Origin of the sequence: Virgibacillus flavescens (genome assembly GCF_050574275.1) — a bacterium.
GTDB classification, from domain to species: domain Bacteria; phylum Bacillota; class Bacilli; order Bacillales; family Amphibacillaceae; genus Virgibacillus_F; species Virgibacillus_F flavescens.
In genome coordinates this window covers 113,984-128,584 of record NZ_CP192260.1, presented here as the reverse complement: position 1 = coordinate 128,584, position 14,601 = coordinate 113,984, and the positions used below count along the sequence as shown (strand labels likewise).

Genomic DNA, 14,601 nt, shown 5'->3' with positions numbered 1-14,601 from the left:
AACAAGTATTCCAAAATAGGAATATTCATTTCTCTTTCTTAGATACTGCTCTTCTCAAAATCCCAGTTATTAAACCAATAACAAGGATGATAATTATTAGATAGTTGAACGGCACTTTTTCACTAAATAATGCATAAACAGCTACAGAAACAACTATCACTATTAGTAACAAAAACCAGTCGAGCTTATCAAATTTCATTCTACGCCACTACCTTTACTCGTGATAATTTTATTTTACTATTGATATCTAATTTGTGTCACTAGAATACTTCTTATCTCTCGGTGAAATCGATAAACATTTTTATAAATATTGACATCACACAGGAACTAACGTACTATATTTTTAATATAAATACCAAATAGTGTTGACGGAAATAAGTAGTGTGGATTTCATTGTTTCAGAAAGTCGATGGGTGCTGCGAATCGATACAGGAGTCCAGATGAATTACCTTCCAGAGCTTCTTTTATGAAAGCCAATTGGCAATTAGTTGAAGACGGTAAATCCGATATCTTTTTGAGCGGGAGGCATTGCCTTCAACTTGGGTGGTAACGCGTGATAAAGACACGTCCCTTGATTTGGGATGTGTCTTTTTTTGTATATAAGGAGGAAATAAGAATGAATTACATTGAAAAGTTAACGGAAGAACAATTAGAGGAGCTTAATCGCCAGTATACAATTTTATCATATGGTGTAGTTGGAATAATACCTGACGAAGCGTTCAAACAGAAAATTGCTAAGTCACTTGTAAATAACAAACCACTCAAGGTGAAGCTCGGACTGGATCCAACTGCACCAGATATTCACATCGGTCACACGGTTGTTTTAAATAAATTGAAGCAATTCCAGGAGTTAGGACACACGATTCAGCTTATTATAGGTGATTTCACAGGTAAAATTGGCGATCCTACAGGGAAGGCAACTGCGAGAGTAGCGTTGACTGATGAGCAGGTGAAATACAACGCCCAAACGTATTTTGACCAATTTGGAAAGATTATTGACATGGAAGCTGTGGAACTGCACTATAATTCAAAGTGGCTGTCTAAGATTGATTTTGCTGAGGTACTGCAGTTGGCCAGCAATGTTACAGTAGCAAGGATGCTCGAGCGAAATGATTTCGATAATCGGTATAAAACCAATAAGCCAATTTACTTGCATGAATTTTTCTACCCAATCATGCAGGGGTACGATTCACTAGCCCTGGAATCGGACATTGAACTCGGTGGAACGGATCAGGAATTTAATGTATTGTTTGGACGTCAGATTCAGGAGCAGTTTGGAAAAGAAAAGCAAGTGGTCATTACGTTGCCTCTACTCGAAGGGTTAGACGGGGTAGAAAAAATGTCCAAATCTAAGAACAACTACATTGGTATCGATGAGCAATCAAACGATATCTTTGGAAAAACTATGTCCATAAGAGATGAACTTATTGGCAAGTATTTTGAATTGGCATCGAACCTATCCATAGAGGAAGTGGCAGCTGTAAAAAGACAGTTAAGCGACGGATCACTGCACCCACGGGATGCTAAAGTACGGCTGGCGTTTTCCTTTGTGGAAATGTTATATGATACGAATGTTGCTGAGGAAAGTAAGAAGTATTTCCAGACAGTTTTCCAAAAAAATCAAATGCCTGATGAAATTCAGGAAGTTGTGTGGGTAAAAGATCTACAGGTAGGGATTCTGGATTTGGTAGCTGAGTTAAACATGCTTCCATCCAAAAGTGAAACACGCCGCATGATTAAAAATGGTGGTATCCGACTGAATCAGGAAAAGGTGGAAGACCCGAATCATATTGTGGAAATACACAATGATCTTGTTTTACAGGTTGGAAAGCGGAAGTTTGTTAAATTGAAGATATAAATGTAAGCATTCTGAAAATTGCTTCACAATTATTGAGCTTTGATATAGAATAGAAACCATACTAAAAAGACTAAGCTGCATCAATTTGATGCAGCTTTAATCTGACGCTGGGAGAGAACTTCAACAACTCAGGAGAAGTGCTTCTTCCAGTCGGGCGGCAGGGATTTAAACTCGGTAGAGACATATTGATTTTCAGGAGAGAACAGTGCAAACTCGAGAGTCATGAGCCAAAGATCAGGAGAGAATGACAGACATATAGGTTTGATTTATCAATAAAATAAATTAATAAGGGAGAATTGCACAATGAATAGATTGAATCTTTTAACACTTGGCGTGGACGACATTGGAAAATCGCTTACATTTTACCGGGATGGACTTGGTTTCGAAACAACAGAAGACAGTGATAACCCAGAAATTGTTTTTTTTAACAATGCGGGTACTAAGCTTGCATTGTATCCTTTGAATGAGCTCGCTAAAGACATTAATGAGAATGAGCCACCAGTAAGAGGGAAGTTCCCAGGGATAACCCTCGCGTATAATGCTAAATCTGCCGAAGAGGTAGACGAAGTGATGGAGAAAGCTAAACTTGCAGGAGGAAGTATTGTGAAACCACCTGAGCGTGTTTTCTGGGGAGGCTATAGTGGTTATTTCACAGATCCGGATGGCTATTACTGGGAAGTAGCATTTGGTGATAACTGGGAATTTGACAAAAATGATATGTTAATTATTAAATAATACGGGGGTAACTCATGACCAGAGGATTAATCCACCATGTGGAATTATACGTATCAGACTTGAAACAATCAGTTGAATTTTGGGGCTGGTTTCTTGAGGACTTAGGATATTATGTCTATCAAAAATGGGACGCGGGTCGCAGCTACAAGCTTGGTGACTCCTATATTGTTTTTGTTCAGACAGATGAAGAATTTCTTGATGTGCCCTATCACAGGCGACGAGTTGGACTGAACCATCTAGCATTTCACGCTGAATCCCGCGCGCATGTCGACGAAGTGACAAGTAAATTAAAGAAAAAGAATGTAACGATATTATATACGGATGCGCATCCGTATGCAGGCGGATCAGATTATTATGCTGTTTTCTTTGAAGACCCCGATCGAATAAAAGTAGAACTGGTCGCTCCATAGATTTAAAGATTCACTGAAAAAGTGGTAGATTTTAATAGGTAACATGTTCAACTCAACCTAGCATCTTCGAATATACGAAGACTCCTGCGGGAATTAAGAGATCGGCGAGACCCGTAGGACGCCAGTCCGAAGAGGCTCGACACTCGCCCGCGGAAAGCGAAGTATATTCGAAGATGCGACGGCAGATTTACCAAGTATGTACTATTTTTCAGCAGCAACGACTTTAAAGGAGGATGAACTTGCAACTAAAGGGAATCAATCATCTATTATTTTCTGTTTCCAATCTGGAAGAGTCGATAGTCTTTTATCAGACAGTACTTAATGCCAAACTTCTGGTTAAAGGTAAGAGCACTGCTTATTTTGATTTGAACGGACTATGGCTTGCTCTAAATGAGGAAAAAGATATACCGCGGCAGGAGATACATGGCTCCTATACACATACTGCTTTCAGTATTGCTGAGGCAGATTTTGAGGCGGCTTGTGAGCATCTTGAAAAACATGGCGCAACTATCCTGGACGGACGAAAACGGGATAGTCAGGATAAGAAGTCCATTTATTTTACAGATCTGGATGGGCATAAATTTGAGTTGCATACCGGTACGCTTCAGGATCGGTTGGATTACTATAGAAAAGATAAAAAACATATGACATTCTATGATTAAAAGGAGCGTCTATAATGAATGCACCAAAGCATATCGTATCAGCAGCAACCATTGTGCTGAATGACGAAGGTGAATTGTTATTAATTAAAGGACCACGCAGAGGCTGGGAAATGCCAGGTGGGCAAGTGGAAGAAGGTGAGTCGCTGACAGATGCAGCGATTCGGGAAACAAAGGAAGAATCCGGAATAGATATTGAAGTCATAAAGTTTTGCGGAATTTACCAGAATGTGGCTAAGAGTATCTGTAATACGTTATTCCTGGCGCGACCGGTTGGAGGAGAATTAACGACCAGCAGCGAGAGTCTTGAAGTAGCTTACTTTCCATTGGAAGAGGCGCTTAAGATGGTGACGTGGAAGAATTTCCGTGCCAGAATAGAAGATTCTTTAAATGAAGAAAATCATCCATTTTTAGTAAATTTCTAATTTCTAAGCATAAAGGGTTGAAGATGTGCAAACAAAAATACATATTATTGGATCAGTGGGAAGCGGTAAAACAACATTTGCTCGGAGGCTATCAGAAAAGACTGGTATTGCTTGCTTTGAGCTGGATAATGTCGTTTGGAAACGACGAGAAAACGAAGAAATACACGATGTAAAGCGGACTCCAGAGGAAAGAGATAATTATTTCGCAACCTTATTGAATAGAGAAGCGTGGATTATAGAAGGTGTACACAGCTTTGACTGGGTCATGAAAAGCATTCAAGAGGCAGATGTAATTCTAGTAATTGATACGAAATATTTTGTGCGAATCTATCGCATTATTCGCAGATATTTGCTTCAGAAGCTTGGCCGCGAAAAAGCTAACTATGTTCCTTCATTAAAGATTTTTTGGAAAATGTTTAAGTGGAATCACCAGTTTGAAAAAGAGAAGGTAGCAATTCTGAAAAAGCTAGAAATGTATAATGATAATGTGGTTAGTTTGCCAAACAACAAAGCGTTGGAGAAATATTTAGTGGGGGAGAAAATAAATGGGGTACGTGATGGATTTAAGAAAGCTGGTGGGATCTAGACCGCTTATTGTCGCGGGTTCCAGTGTTATAGTATTGGATAAAGCTGATCGATTACTGCTGCAGCTGCGACAGGATAATAATTGTTGGGGATTAGCTGGAGGTTCTATGGAGCCAGGTGAGACGCTAGAGGATGTAGCTAAGAGAGAGTTGCTGGAAGAGACAGGACTTATAGCAAACAGCTTGTTTTTTTTTAAGCAATTATCTGGTAAGGACTTCTATTACAAATATCCTCACGGTGACGAGTCGTATAATGTAATATCGGCTTTCGTCTGTCGTGATTATCAGGGTGATTTACGAGTGGACAATGAAGAAGTGCAGGCGCTGCAGTTCTTTTCGCTGGATAAACTGCCCGAAAATATGAGCCCACCTGATCTCAAAGTAATTCAGGCATACATGGAGGAATTATAATGCAGGCAACATTGGATAATGGGAAAGAAGTAATTTTTCGCGAGTACGAAGAGGAAGATTTCCCTCAAATTAATAAGTTAAATGAGCTTGAAGGCTGGAATACATTAGTTGAGCGAGCTGAAGAAACAAGAGAAGCACTAGAGAATTCAAATATTACTTATGTAGCGCTGATCGATGAAAAAATCGTTGGATATGTGAGAGGAATGACGGATAAGCAGATTACCTTATTTATTTGTGAAGTGATTATTGATAAAGAGCTTCGGGGATCTGGAATTGGAAAAAAAATATTACAGTATGTGCATGCTAAATATCCTAAGACCAGAATGGAATTACTCGGATCAAGCACATCAAAATCTTTTTATGAGAAGTTAAAGTTTCGACCTTTCTACGGTTTTCGTAAAACGATACAGGAATAAGGAGGCTGCGTGATGAAGAGCCAAATAGACCAAACTATAAAGCTAAGAGACAACGGAGAAGAAGAGCAAGCAAGGCAGATTTTTATTGAATTGGTACGACAGAACAGAGGAAATGCCGAACTGAATTTTCATTGCGCTCAGACCCACGATGGCATGGGGTTAGAAGAGGAAGCGGTAGACTATTACGAAAAAGCGATAGAAATTGGTCTTCCAGATGAACTGTTAAAAGATGCATATGTTTGTCTGGGAAGTACATATAAAGTGATAGGTGAATACGAGAAGTCATTGGAAGTGCTCACGAATGGTGAAGAAAAATTTCCGCATTATGAACCATTAAAAGCTTTCAAATCACTAACATTACACAGCATGGGTGACCATAGCAAAGCACTCGAAACAGCGCTGGTTACTCTATTGAAAACTACCAATGATAAAGATCTTCAAAAGTATAGTAGAGCTTTGCATTACTATGCTGGAAGTCTTGAGGAGTAGCTGCTGCTATGGATGGAAAAAAATCGCCCACAGAAACAGCAAAGCAATTTGTTAACAAGAACTATCCAAAGGCTCAAGGTGCAATATTGGCTGGCAGCGTAGTAAGAGGAGAAGCAACCAGTACTTCCGATCTTGATATCGTTATATTTGATGTTGCTGTTCCATCTGCATATCGGGAGTCAGTGTTTGATTCAGGGTGGCCGATTGAAGTGTTTGTCCATAATTTAACATCATACAAGCGTTTTTTTGAAGCAGATTTTAAACGTGCAAGACCATCGCTTCAACGTATGGTAGTGGAAGGAACTATTTTAAGAGATTGTGGGATCGTGACTTCAATCAAACAAGAAGCAAAAGATATTCTAGACATGGGACCGGAAGTTTGGACGGAAGAAGTGATTAGACAAAAGAGATATTTTATCACTGATGCCCTTGATGACTTTATCGGTTCAACTGACAGAAGCGAACAAATTTTCATCGCTAATTCATTAGCTGAACTGCTGCACGAATTTATTTTAAGGGTGAATGGTCATTGGATTGGCGCATCCAAATGGATTGTTCGAGCATTAAAACAATACGACGCAAATTTCGCCGAGGAGTTTGTTAATGCATTTGATTCATTTTATAGGACTGACGAGAAAGAAAAGGTTATTGAGTTAGTTCAGGGGGTCCTTGCGCCATATGGTGGTAGGTTATTTGAGGGGGGGTTCTGAACGATCTTTAAGTGCTGCAATCATACAGTCCCCAAACTGACCCTAACCCTAACCCTTGTATAACTCGGGTGAAAAAGATTATATTTTATAAGAGCAGTGTTAGCTAAAAGATAAAAAATTCACTTAACAAATGTTTAATGTAAAACAAGAAAAGTCTTAATGAAAAGAGGTTTTTTTTGTTAATGATTATATTTATCAATATTTTTATATTAATTCTTAGTGGTAGTTTAGGTTACCTTGTTTATAAGATATGGAAAAGCTATGTTGCAGGATTATTAGTAACTTTATTTATAAGTTTTATTATACTCTATATGTTAACCCTTCCTGAAGGCTTTTTCGGTATTATACTAGGAGTTATATTTTATTGGGTTTTAGTTGCTAGATTAAAATGAAAATTCTAGGATTATGCTTTGATAAAAGCTGATATTTGGAAGGGAATAAATGAATTTGAAATTAAAAAATATAGATGAAAATAACTGGGAAGACTGCATCCGATTACAAGTAAATGAAAATCAAAAGGAATTTGTTGCAGAAAACTGGTACTCGTTGCTTCAATCTACTTTTTGTGAAGGGCTAACCCCACTTGCTATTTACGAAGGAGATGTTTTGGTCGGATTTTTAATGTATGGCACGGACGAAGAAACGGGACGCATGGAAGTGTGCAGACTTATGATAGATACGAAATATCAAAATATGGGCTATGGGAAAACTGCAATGAAATTTTGCTAGATATTATTAAATCCGAATACGGAAACATAGATTTTTATACGAGTGCAGAACCCGAAAATGTTCATGCAATCGGATTGTACGAAAAATTTGGGTTTTGAAAAAACGGGTGAAATCATGTGGGAAGAAGTCGTCTTAAAAATTAGTCTGTAATTTACTTCAGAAAAGGTGAGTCCATGATTATTATGATCAACGGAGCTTTTGGCGTTGGAAAGACAAGTGTGGCAAAAGCGTTACAACAAACAATTGATAATAGCATGATATATGACCCGGAAGAGGTTGGATTCATGCTGCGTCATGTAATTCAAAAAGATATAATGAGTAAAGAAGAAGATACAGAAGATTTTCAGGATATTAAGCTCTGGAGAACAATGACGGTAGAATTTGCAAAACAGTTGATTTCCACATACAACGTAAATTTAATTATTCCAATGACGATTCATAATAAAAGCTATTTTACATACATATACGAAGGCTTCAATGAATTGGATGAAACCTTTCATTTTTGCTTAGCAGCAAAACGAGAAACAATCCACAAAAGGCTTATCGAGCGTGGCGAGGAAGAAGGTAACTGGTGTTTTGAGCAAACAGATAAATGTATCCGTTCTTATCAGGATGACTTGTTCGAAAAGTTCATCGTTACGGACGAGGCTGGAATACCTGAAGTTGTTGAAATGATACTTCTGGAATTAGATATACGAGGGAGTCAAGAATATGGTGCTACTAAAAGAGTTAGTAAATAAATTAAACAAGGAACTGGCTGTCGAATCATATGGGAAAGACCCAGGATTCAGTGCCTCAGAATGAGTTTGATGTTGAAACAGTATTAATTCCTCAGGAGAAATGGTGGTTGTAAACATGCAGCAGGAAAAGAAGTTTCACCGTCCATTAGGTGTCTATGGTATATACCTGGAAAACGACAAACTTCTGGTGATTAATAAAAATGGCGGACCATACATTAATCGTTTTGATCTTCCTGGTGGTAGTTTGGAAGAAGGAGAAAGTTTAACAGATGCGATGCAAAGAGAATTTACGGAAGAAACCGGATTGACGATTGAAATCCTCCGTAACATCGGCACGGTTGACTTTATGCTGCCTTGGGACTGGAAAAACTTTACGCATGTCCATCACATTGCCATTTTTTACTCGGTTAATAAAATTGGCGGAGAACTCTCTAAACCAGCTCAGTTTGAAGGGCAAGATTCAGATGGAGCGGTATGGGTATCGCCTGAAGAACTATCTGTTGAAAATTCCTCTCCATTGGTATTGAAGGCAGTTGAATGGATAAAAACGAAGGAACTAGGGTTAAACCTGGTTAAATATCAAAATTGGCAAATTAAAGGTGATCGATAAATGAGTACTTGGAACAAAGAACGGATTGTTACAGCACGTGGTACATTTGAAGTTTTTTCAAAAGGTGAAGGGAATCCGTTATGTGTAACGCACTACTACTCAGAATTCAATGGGTCAGGGGATTATTTTGCTGACTCATTCACTCACCAGAACAAAGTATATTTGGTTAACCTCAGAGAATCAGGCGGTTCTGAGAAGGCACATGAACCGTATCAACTGAGTATGCTGGAAACTATTTTTGATCTAGAAGCAATCCGTGAAGCACTAGAGTTTCAAAGGTGGGACTTTGCTGGGCATTCTACTGGTGGTATGCTTGGTGTATTATATGGAATTCATTTTTCGGAAAGCTTACGTTCATTAATAATTGTTGGCGCAGCAGCTAGAGAATATTCCACTTTTTCAACGGATTGCATTTATAACCCTGAACATCCGAAGTTTAATAGAATGCAGGAATTGATTGAGATGCTGAAACTTCCAGATTTATCGGAAGTTGAGCGAAAAAGAATTTCGATAGAGCGAACAAAGCTATCCCTGTATCAGCCAGATCGATATGAGGAATTATTCGATCGACAAATACACAAGAAAATGTCAGCTGCTAGAATGAATTTCTTTAACCGGGAGCTCCAGTTATATGATCTTACAAGGAAATTGAAACTGATTACTGCACAGACATTACTTGTTTGTGGGGAGCATGATGTGCAATGTCCCCTCGAGTATTCGCTGGAAATGAATGAGTTAATTCCTCGTTCAAAGCTATTAATTTTTCATGCAAGTAACCATTATCCATTTTTAGAAGAAAAGGATTTATTTAAGCGTCAGATTGAAAACTTTATGGAAGAGGTGCAAGCATGAAAACACTAGAATTAAAAGACACACTGATGGCGTACAAAGATAATGAATATAAATTGGATGATACAATTGATTTATCGGAACTTACCCAATCAATGATGCGGGAAATAGGAAATCTGGATTCTGTACTGCGTGATGAGTTGATTTATAGTTCTTTTTCCCAAATGATACTTCAGGGTTTATATGCAGATAAAGAGCTTGAAAATCTATTAAACCAGTGTCTTGACTATGAACATTTGTTTTATGAAATTGGAAAAACCGGTGACGACTCTGTGTTCACGCGCTCTTTTTCCTTGCTGATAATCGCAGTTATTTTACATGTGAATCTACAAAAAAACTTTCTATCTTCAGCTGATATAGAAAAAGTATGTCAATCACTCTTAAAATACCTTGATGCCGAACAGGACACGAGAGGACTTGTTCCTGGAAGAGGATGGGCGCATAGTATTGCACACGTAGCTGATGCTTTGGATGAGCTGGTGAAACAACCAAAATTACTTCCTGAAAAACTGGAGGAAATTTATAGTGCGATCTTGAACAAAATAACAATCAGCATTGAATGCTTTACCTTTGATGAAGATGAACGTCTGGCAATCCCTGTTGTGTCCTTGCTGCAAAAAGGATTGAGTGAAAAAATTATCTGTGAGGAAATTGTTTCACTTGGTTTAGAGGTCAAAGAGAATTCTACTGCGGGTGACCGTTCTTATTTCGTTTATCGAGCAAATGTAAAACATTTTTTAAGCAGCTTATACTTTCACTTACTTGCTAAAGAACAAAATATTAACGTTAGAAAGTCTATCAAACAGGCGCTCATGGAATTCAATCAACCTTTCTACCAACTATAATAGTTCTTATATTATAATCGAAAGTGCCCTTAAAAAAGTGGCACTTTTTTAATTTGTGTTTGTGTTTGAAGGGAGTGCGAAGAGTGGTTTCCTGATAAATGTGGCGAAAACCCTGATAAATCTCAAAATTTCCTGATAAACGATCAGATTTCCTGATATCCACCGAGATATCCTGATAAAACCCAGAAAATCCTGATATCACGGGTAAGCGATTGATACTCGCCAGGAAATGCCCCCTCACGCCACACTCAACCAAAAAGTATTGCTTTTTCCCACACAATCGTATATGTTTTTTAGAACTTAAGAAAAGGACTGACGTGTATGAACCCGATTTTAATTGATTTTCCATATGAATTTGAAACAGAGAGGCTGCTGTTAAGAATGCCTATGCCTGGTGATGGAAAAGCTGTTCATGAAGCAATAAAGGCTTCTATTAATGAACTTAAGCCATGGATGGGATTTGCTCAGAATGAACAAACAGAAGAGGAAACCGAAATTAATACCCGTGAATCGCGCATTAGTTTTTTAAAAAGAGACAAGCTGAGAATGCTGATTTTTCTAAAGGAGACGAATCAATTTGTGGGTTCATCAGGCTTACATAATATTGATTGGGATGTGCGGAAGTTTGAAATTGGTTATTGGTGCGATACGCGCCTGAGCGGAAAAGGGTATATGACCGAAGCTGTAGCTGGTCTTACTGCCTTTACATTTAATGAGCTTAAGGCTAACCGTGTGCAGTTGCAGTGTGATACTCGGAACACGAAAAGTCGGGCAATCCCTGAACGATTGGGTTACGAGCTAGAAGGTATCATTCGGAACGAAGATCTTGCTGTAGATGGTAATGGTCTTCGGGATACGTGTATGTATGCTAAAATAAGGATAGAGTAGTTAAAGTGAGGTAGTTATATGTATTTAACGATAAAAGAGACAGCTGAACATTTATCCATTCCGGAATCAAGGATCTTCGCGCTGATTCAGCATAATAAGATTCGTGCTATACATGACGGAGATCAGTTTCTGGTAAATCAGTCTCAATTTTCCACTCACTTTGAACAAGTTGAAAAGTATAAGCAAATGATGCAGGACTATTTAAGTGAGCCGATACCAGCAGACATCGATGTTAAGGACGAGGATTAGGGGAGTTTTAAATGAAAACGGATAAGAGTTCGAACCACGAAACCTATACTGTAAAAGAACCAATGGAATTATTACCATTTCTATTGAGTGTTATGGAAAGCCGAAGCCGTAATTCGGTGAAGTCGATACTTACGAGAGGACAAGTATCGATTGAGGACAATGCGATAACCAAACATAATTATCAGCTTGAAACTGGGCAGATCGTTACGATTCAAAAGAATAAGGTCGCTAAAAAGGTTAATAAAATGACTGGTTTTTCTATTATTCATGAGGATAAAGATATCATTGTGATTAATAAGGAAGCTGGATTGCTGTCCATTGCAAACGAAAGAGAAAAAGATCTTACTGCCATCAGCCAATTGATGGACTATGTGCGAATCGAACATTCGAAGAACCGAATTTTTATCGTCCATCGTCTGGACCGTGATACTTCGGGGGTGATGGTTTTTGCTAAGAATGAAAAGGTTAAGCAAAAGCTTCAGAATAACTGGAAGACGATTGTAAAGGAGCGTACGTATATGGCGCTTGTGGAAGGCGCTGTTAAAAAGTCTGCTGGTACAATTACGTCGTGGTTAAAAGAAAGTAAAACATATGTAGTTTACTCCAGCCAAAAGGATGGGGACGGTGAACGTGCTGTAACGCACTACAAAACGGTGCAATCAAACAAAAGCTATTCATTGTTGAAGGTTAACCTTGAGACTGGAAGGAAAAACCAGATCCGTGTGCATATGAATGACATGGGCCATCCGGTTGTTGGGGATAAAAAATATGGATCAGGTACGAATGTTATAGGCAGGCTAGGACTTCATGCGAATGTATTAGCGTTTGAACACCCAAGAACCGGGAAGATTGAACGCTTTGAAGCAGAAGTACCAAAGCCATTTATTCAGAAATCAAAGTAATAACTATTATTCGACAAAATTCGGGTGGTACCTGGTACCGTAAGTCGTAAGTTAGGGGTTTAGTATGAGTAGAGATAATGCGTTGCCGTTTTCTGTTGCGAAGACGGAGAATTTTTTTGATCGGTTAGGGGATTATGTAGGTGATGTTTTTTATGACTTATTACCTGAACAAGGTTATGAGCTAAGAGACGAACAGATCTATATGGCTTTTCAGCTGGAGCAGGCTTTTAAGAAGAAGAACACTATTTTTGCTGAAGCAGGTGTAGGTACAGGAAAAACGTTTGTCTATTTGTTGTACGCTATTTGTTATGCGCGTCATCGTGGGAAACCTGCAATTATTTCCTGTGCAGATGAAACGTTAATTGAACAGCTCGTGAAAAAGGGTGGAGATATTGAAAAGCTGGAGGAAGCTCTTGGACTAAAGATTGACGTAAGATTAGCTAAGTCCCGGGAACAGTATGTTTGTATTAAAAAATTAGATCCACTGGCAAACAAGACGAAGGATGAAAGTATTTTAAAAGTGCATGATCAGATACCTGATTTTGTCTTTGATTCCAGTTCATCGATGAAATCCTTTGAACCATACGGTGATCGCAAGGAGTATCCGTGGGTATCAGATGAGACATGGGAAAAAATTGCCTGGGATCCATTGCAGCAATGTTCAACATGTGAATGGCGCCATCGCAGTGGTCAAACGTTAAACAGAGAATACTATCGTCACGCATCTGATCTGATTATTTGCTCGCATGACTTTTATATGGAGCATGTGTGGACAAAGGAATCAAGGAAACGTGAAGGTCAGCTTCCGTTATTGCCTGAACCGAGCTGCGTAGTATTTGACGAAGGGCATTTGCTTGAGTTTGCTGCACAAAAAGGACTGACCTATCGATTTAACTTTGAGTCCCTGCAAAAGGTATTAACAGGTTATATGGGTCAGGACGTGCGAGAAGAATCACTGTATCTGATTGAAGATATTATCGTGCTGCACGAAGAATGGTTTGGTCTTTTAGGAAAAACTGCCACTGCAGTAGAAGGGTCCAACCGTCTGGAAATTTATCTTTCTGAGAATATAATGGATATAGCAGAAAGTCTTTACGATAAAGTAAATCAACTACTAGAGGAGTTAGTTTTCGACTCTGAGTTATTTACCATTGAAGAATATCATGTAAAAATAATTGAAGAATACTTAGAGTTTTTCTCCTATGGACTATCTATTTTGCTTAAAGATAACGAGGGAATCTATTGGCTGGAAGAGAACGACACGACAAGTTCATTGGTGATTATGCCAAGACTGGTTGAAGAGGTATTAAAAAAAGAAGTATTTTCTCAAAAAATGCCGTTTGTTTTCTCTTCCGCAACATTATCACAAAACGGAGACTTCTCTTACCTGGCAAGCAGTTTAGGAATTACATCGTATGATGCTTGTTCAGTTGAATCCCCGTTTGATTATGAAAATAAAATGGAAATTTATGGCCATACTGAATCAAACCAGAAGGAAAAATGGGAGATCATCAGTCAGCAGTTAATGGATAACGAGGGTGAAGGATTGGTTCTGTTCTCCTCTGCAGAAGAAATGCAGCTATTCCGTAAATGGGCTGACGATCAAACGTGGCCATTCCAGATGTTATACGAAGGTGATCAAGAAATCAGTACGACAGTTAAAGAATTTCAAATGGATCAATCGTCCGTGCTGTGTTCCTATAATTTATGGGAAGGGTTGGATGTACCTGGAGAAGCGTTAACAACCGTCATTATTTCATCGTTGCCTTTTCCACCGAAAGATCCTGTCTTCCAGGCGAAACGTAAGCATTCCACTCAACCTGAAAAGGAAGTGGACGCGCCATATATGGTACTTCGTATGCGGCAGGGAATTGGTCGTTTGATTCGTACGAACGAAGATTTTGGAAGCATTCATGTATGGATGACAGCCGGTGAGAAAGAGCTCCATCAGCAAACAATTGAAAAAGTGATGCCAGTTAATGTAATTTGGTAAAAAAATAAATAAGATATAGAAGACCTCTTGAAGCGAAAGTATTCTTGAGGTCTTTTTTTTGCAGTAACGATAAGTGTTCCTATAATATAAAATTATTTG

General features: G+C 38.6%; 20 protein-coding genes and 1 other annotated feature. Of the genes, 19 read left to right on the top strand and 1 reads right to left on the bottom strand.

Going from position 1 to position 14,601, the window contains the following annotated elements:
- Positions 1 to 25 precede the first annotated feature (25 nt).
- On the bottom strand, positions 26 to 199 hold the full coding sequence (locus VBD025_RS00610; RefSeq protein ID WP_430788308.1) for a hypothetical protein: 174 nt from the start codon (positions 197 to 199) through the stop codon (positions 26 to 28).
- Positions 200 to 356: 157 nt separating this feature from the next.
- Positions 357 to 575 (top strand) — a binding site (T-box leader).
- Between the two features lie 41 nt (positions 576 to 616).
- Between VBD025_RS00610 and tyrS the strand changes: the two genes are divergently transcribed.
- From tyrS to VBD025_RS00515, 19 genes are all read left to right on the top strand, one after another.
- The gene (gene tyrS / locus VBD025_RS00605; protein WP_430788306.1) at positions 617 to 1,858 is read left to right on the top strand and encodes a tyrosine--tRNA ligase; all 1,242 of its coding nucleotides are present in this window, start codon (positions 617 to 619) and stop codon (positions 1,856 to 1,858) included.
- A 303-nt stretch (positions 1,859 to 2,161) separates the two neighbouring features.
- The gene (locus VBD025_RS00600) at positions 2,162 to 2,593 is read left to right on the top strand and encodes a VOC family protein (RefSeq protein WP_430788304.1); all 432 of its coding nucleotides are present in this window, start codon (positions 2,162 to 2,164) and stop codon (positions 2,591 to 2,593) included.
- A gap of 14 nt (positions 2,594 to 2,607) precedes the next feature.
- Complete coding sequence (locus VBD025_RS00595; RefSeq protein ID WP_430788302.1) at positions 2,608 to 3,003, top strand: VOC family protein; 396 nt, start codon at positions 2,608 to 2,610, stop codon at positions 3,001 to 3,003.
- A gap of 233 nt (positions 3,004 to 3,236) precedes the next feature.
- The gene (fosB, locus tag VBD025_RS00590; protein WP_430788300.1) at positions 3,237 to 3,665 is read left to right on the top strand and encodes a metallothiol transferase FosB; all 429 of its coding nucleotides are present in this window, start codon (positions 3,237 to 3,239) and stop codon (positions 3,663 to 3,665) included.
- A 14-nt stretch (positions 3,666 to 3,679) separates the two neighbouring features.
- The gene (locus VBD025_RS00585; RefSeq protein WP_430788298.1) at positions 3,680 to 4,087 is read left to right on the top strand and encodes an NUDIX hydrolase; all 408 of its coding nucleotides are present in this window, start codon (positions 3,680 to 3,682) and stop codon (positions 4,085 to 4,087) included.
- Between the two features lie 25 nt (positions 4,088 to 4,112).
- The gene (locus VBD025_RS00580; protein WP_430788296.1) at positions 4,113 to 4,673 is read left to right on the top strand and encodes an AAA family ATPase; all 561 of its coding nucleotides are present in this window, start codon (positions 4,113 to 4,115) and stop codon (positions 4,671 to 4,673) included.
- Positions 4,633 to 5,082, top strand: a complete 450-nt coding sequence (locus VBD025_RS00575) for an NUDIX hydrolase (protein WP_430788294.1) — start codon at positions 4,633 to 4,635, stop codon at positions 5,080 to 5,082. The genes VBD025_RS00580 and VBD025_RS00575 overlap by 41 nt, the downstream gene beginning before the upstream one ends.
- Positions 5,082 to 5,498, top strand: a complete 417-nt coding sequence (locus VBD025_RS00570) for a GNAT family N-acetyltransferase (protein WP_430788292.1) — start codon at positions 5,082 to 5,084, stop codon at positions 5,496 to 5,498. The genes VBD025_RS00575 and VBD025_RS00570 overlap by 1 nt, the downstream gene beginning before the upstream one ends.
- Positions 5,499 to 5,510: 12 nt before the next feature.
- On the top strand, positions 5,511 to 5,987 hold the full coding sequence (locus VBD025_RS00565) for a tetratricopeptide repeat protein (RefSeq protein WP_430788290.1): 477 nt from the start codon (positions 5,511 to 5,513) through the stop codon (positions 5,985 to 5,987).
- Between the two features lie 8 nt (positions 5,988 to 5,995).
- Complete coding sequence (locus VBD025_RS00560; RefSeq protein WP_430788288.1) at positions 5,996 to 6,697, top strand: nucleotidyltransferase domain-containing protein; 702 nt, start codon at positions 5,996 to 5,998, stop codon at positions 6,695 to 6,697.
- A 441-nt stretch (positions 6,698 to 7,138) separates the two neighbouring features.
- The gene (locus VBD025_RS00555) at positions 7,139 to 7,426 is read left to right on the top strand and encodes a GNAT family N-acetyltransferase (protein ID WP_430788286.1); all 288 of its coding nucleotides are present in this window, start codon (positions 7,139 to 7,141) and stop codon (positions 7,424 to 7,426) included.
- A gap of 173 nt (positions 7,427 to 7,599) precedes the next feature.
- Positions 7,600 to 8,166 carry an AAA family ATPase gene (locus tag VBD025_RS00550; protein WP_430788284.1) on the top strand — a complete coding sequence of 189 codons (567 nt, stop codon included), beginning with the start codon at positions 7,600 to 7,602 and terminating at the stop codon, positions 8,164 to 8,166.
- 115 nt (positions 8,167 to 8,281) lie between these two features.
- Positions 8,282 to 8,776 (top strand): NUDIX hydrolase, encoded by a 495-nt coding sequence (locus VBD025_RS00545; protein WP_430791206.1) that lies wholly within the window; start codon positions 8,282 to 8,284, stop codon positions 8,774 to 8,776.
- Positions 8,777 to 9,628 (top strand): alpha/beta fold hydrolase, encoded by an 852-nt coding sequence (locus VBD025_RS00540; RefSeq protein ID WP_430788282.1) that lies wholly within the window; start codon positions 8,777 to 8,779, stop codon positions 9,626 to 9,628. It begins immediately after the preceding gene.
- Positions 9,625 to 10,470: a DUF2785 domain-containing protein gene (locus VBD025_RS00535; RefSeq protein WP_430788280.1), complete on the top strand. Its 846-nt coding sequence runs from the start codon at positions 9,625 to 9,627 to the stop codon at positions 10,468 to 10,470. Before VBD025_RS00540 ends, VBD025_RS00535 begins: the two co-directional genes overlap by 4 nt.
- Before the next feature lie 321 nt (positions 10,471 to 10,791).
- Complete coding sequence (locus VBD025_RS00530) at positions 10,792 to 11,358, top strand: GNAT family N-acetyltransferase (RefSeq protein WP_430788278.1); 567 nt, start codon at positions 10,792 to 10,794, stop codon at positions 11,356 to 11,358.
- Between the two features lie 18 nt (positions 11,359 to 11,376).
- Positions 11,377 to 11,607 carry an excisionase family DNA-binding protein gene (locus VBD025_RS00525; protein ID WP_430788276.1) on the top strand — a complete coding sequence of 77 codons (231 nt, stop codon included), beginning with the start codon at positions 11,377 to 11,379 and terminating at the stop codon, positions 11,605 to 11,607.
- An 11-nt stretch (positions 11,608 to 11,618) separates the two neighbouring features.
- A complete protein-coding gene (locus VBD025_RS00520) occupies positions 11,619 to 12,509 on the top strand; it encodes an RluA family pseudouridine synthase (protein ID WP_430788274.1) in 891 nt (296 codons plus the stop codon).
- 64 nt (positions 12,510 to 12,573) lie between these two features.
- The gene (locus tag VBD025_RS00515; RefSeq protein WP_430788272.1) at positions 12,574 to 14,502 is read left to right on the top strand and encodes an ATP-dependent DNA helicase; all 1,929 of its coding nucleotides are present in this window, start codon (positions 12,574 to 12,576) and stop codon (positions 14,500 to 14,502) included.
- The last annotated feature ends 99 nt before the right edge of the window (positions 14,503 to 14,601 follow it).

Coding starts and splice junctions, on each gene's coding strand:
- VBD025_RS00610 (WP_430788308.1), bottom strand. CDS start 199: ATGAAATTTGATAAGCTCGACTGGTTTTTGTTACTAATAGTGATAGTT.
- tyrS (WP_430788306.1), top strand. CDS start 617: ATGAATTACATTGAAAAGTTAACGGAAGAACAATTAGAGGAGCTTAAT.
- VBD025_RS00600 (WP_430788304.1), top strand. CDS start 2,162: ATGAATAGATTGAATCTTTTAACACTTGGCGTGGACGACATTGGAAAA.
- VBD025_RS00595 (WP_430788302.1), top strand. CDS start 2,608: ATGACCAGAGGATTAATCCACCATGTGGAATTATACGTATCAGACTTG.
- fosB (WP_430788300.1), top strand. CDS start 3,237: ATGAACTTGCAACTAAAGGGAATCAATCATCTATTATTTTCTGTTTCC.
- VBD025_RS00585 (WP_430788298.1), top strand. CDS start 3,680: ATGAATGCACCAAAGCATATCGTATCAGCAGCAACCATTGTGCTGAAT.
- VBD025_RS00575 (WP_430788294.1), top strand. CDS start 4,633: ATGGGGTACGTGATGGATTTAAGAAAGCTGGTGGGATCTAGACCGCTT.
- VBD025_RS00570 (WP_430788292.1), top strand. CDS start 5,082: ATGCAGGCAACATTGGATAATGGGAAAGAAGTAATTTTTCGCGAGTAC.
- VBD025_RS00565 (WP_430788290.1), top strand. CDS start 5,511: ATGAAGAGCCAAATAGACCAAACTATAAAGCTAAGAGACAACGGAGAA.
- VBD025_RS00560 (WP_430788288.1), top strand. CDS start 5,996: ATGGATGGAAAAAAATCGCCCACAGAAACAGCAAAGCAATTTGTTAAC.
- VBD025_RS00555 (WP_430788286.1), top strand. CDS start 7,139: ATGAATTTGAAATTAAAAAATATAGATGAAAATAACTGGGAAGACTGC.
- VBD025_RS00550 (WP_430788284.1), top strand. CDS start 7,600: ATGATTATTATGATCAACGGAGCTTTTGGCGTTGGAAAGACAAGTGTG.
- VBD025_RS00545 (WP_430791206.1), top strand. CDS start 8,282: ATGCAGCAGGAAAAGAAGTTTCACCGTCCATTAGGTGTCTATGGTATA.
- VBD025_RS00540 (WP_430788282.1), top strand. CDS start 8,777: ATGAGTACTTGGAACAAAGAACGGATTGTTACAGCACGTGGTACATTT.
- VBD025_RS00535 (WP_430788280.1), top strand. CDS start 9,625: ATGAAAACACTAGAATTAAAAGACACACTGATGGCGTACAAAGATAAT.
- VBD025_RS00530 (WP_430788278.1), top strand. CDS start 10,792: ATGAACCCGATTTTAATTGATTTTCCATATGAATTTGAAACAGAGAGG.
- VBD025_RS00525 (WP_430788276.1), top strand. CDS start 11,377: ATGTATTTAACGATAAAAGAGACAGCTGAACATTTATCCATTCCGGAA.
- VBD025_RS00520 (WP_430788274.1), top strand. CDS start 11,619: ATGAAAACGGATAAGAGTTCGAACCACGAAACCTATACTGTAAAAGAA.
- VBD025_RS00515 (WP_430788272.1), top strand. CDS start 12,574: ATGAGTAGAGATAATGCGTTGCCGTTTTCTGTTGCGAAGACGGAGAAT.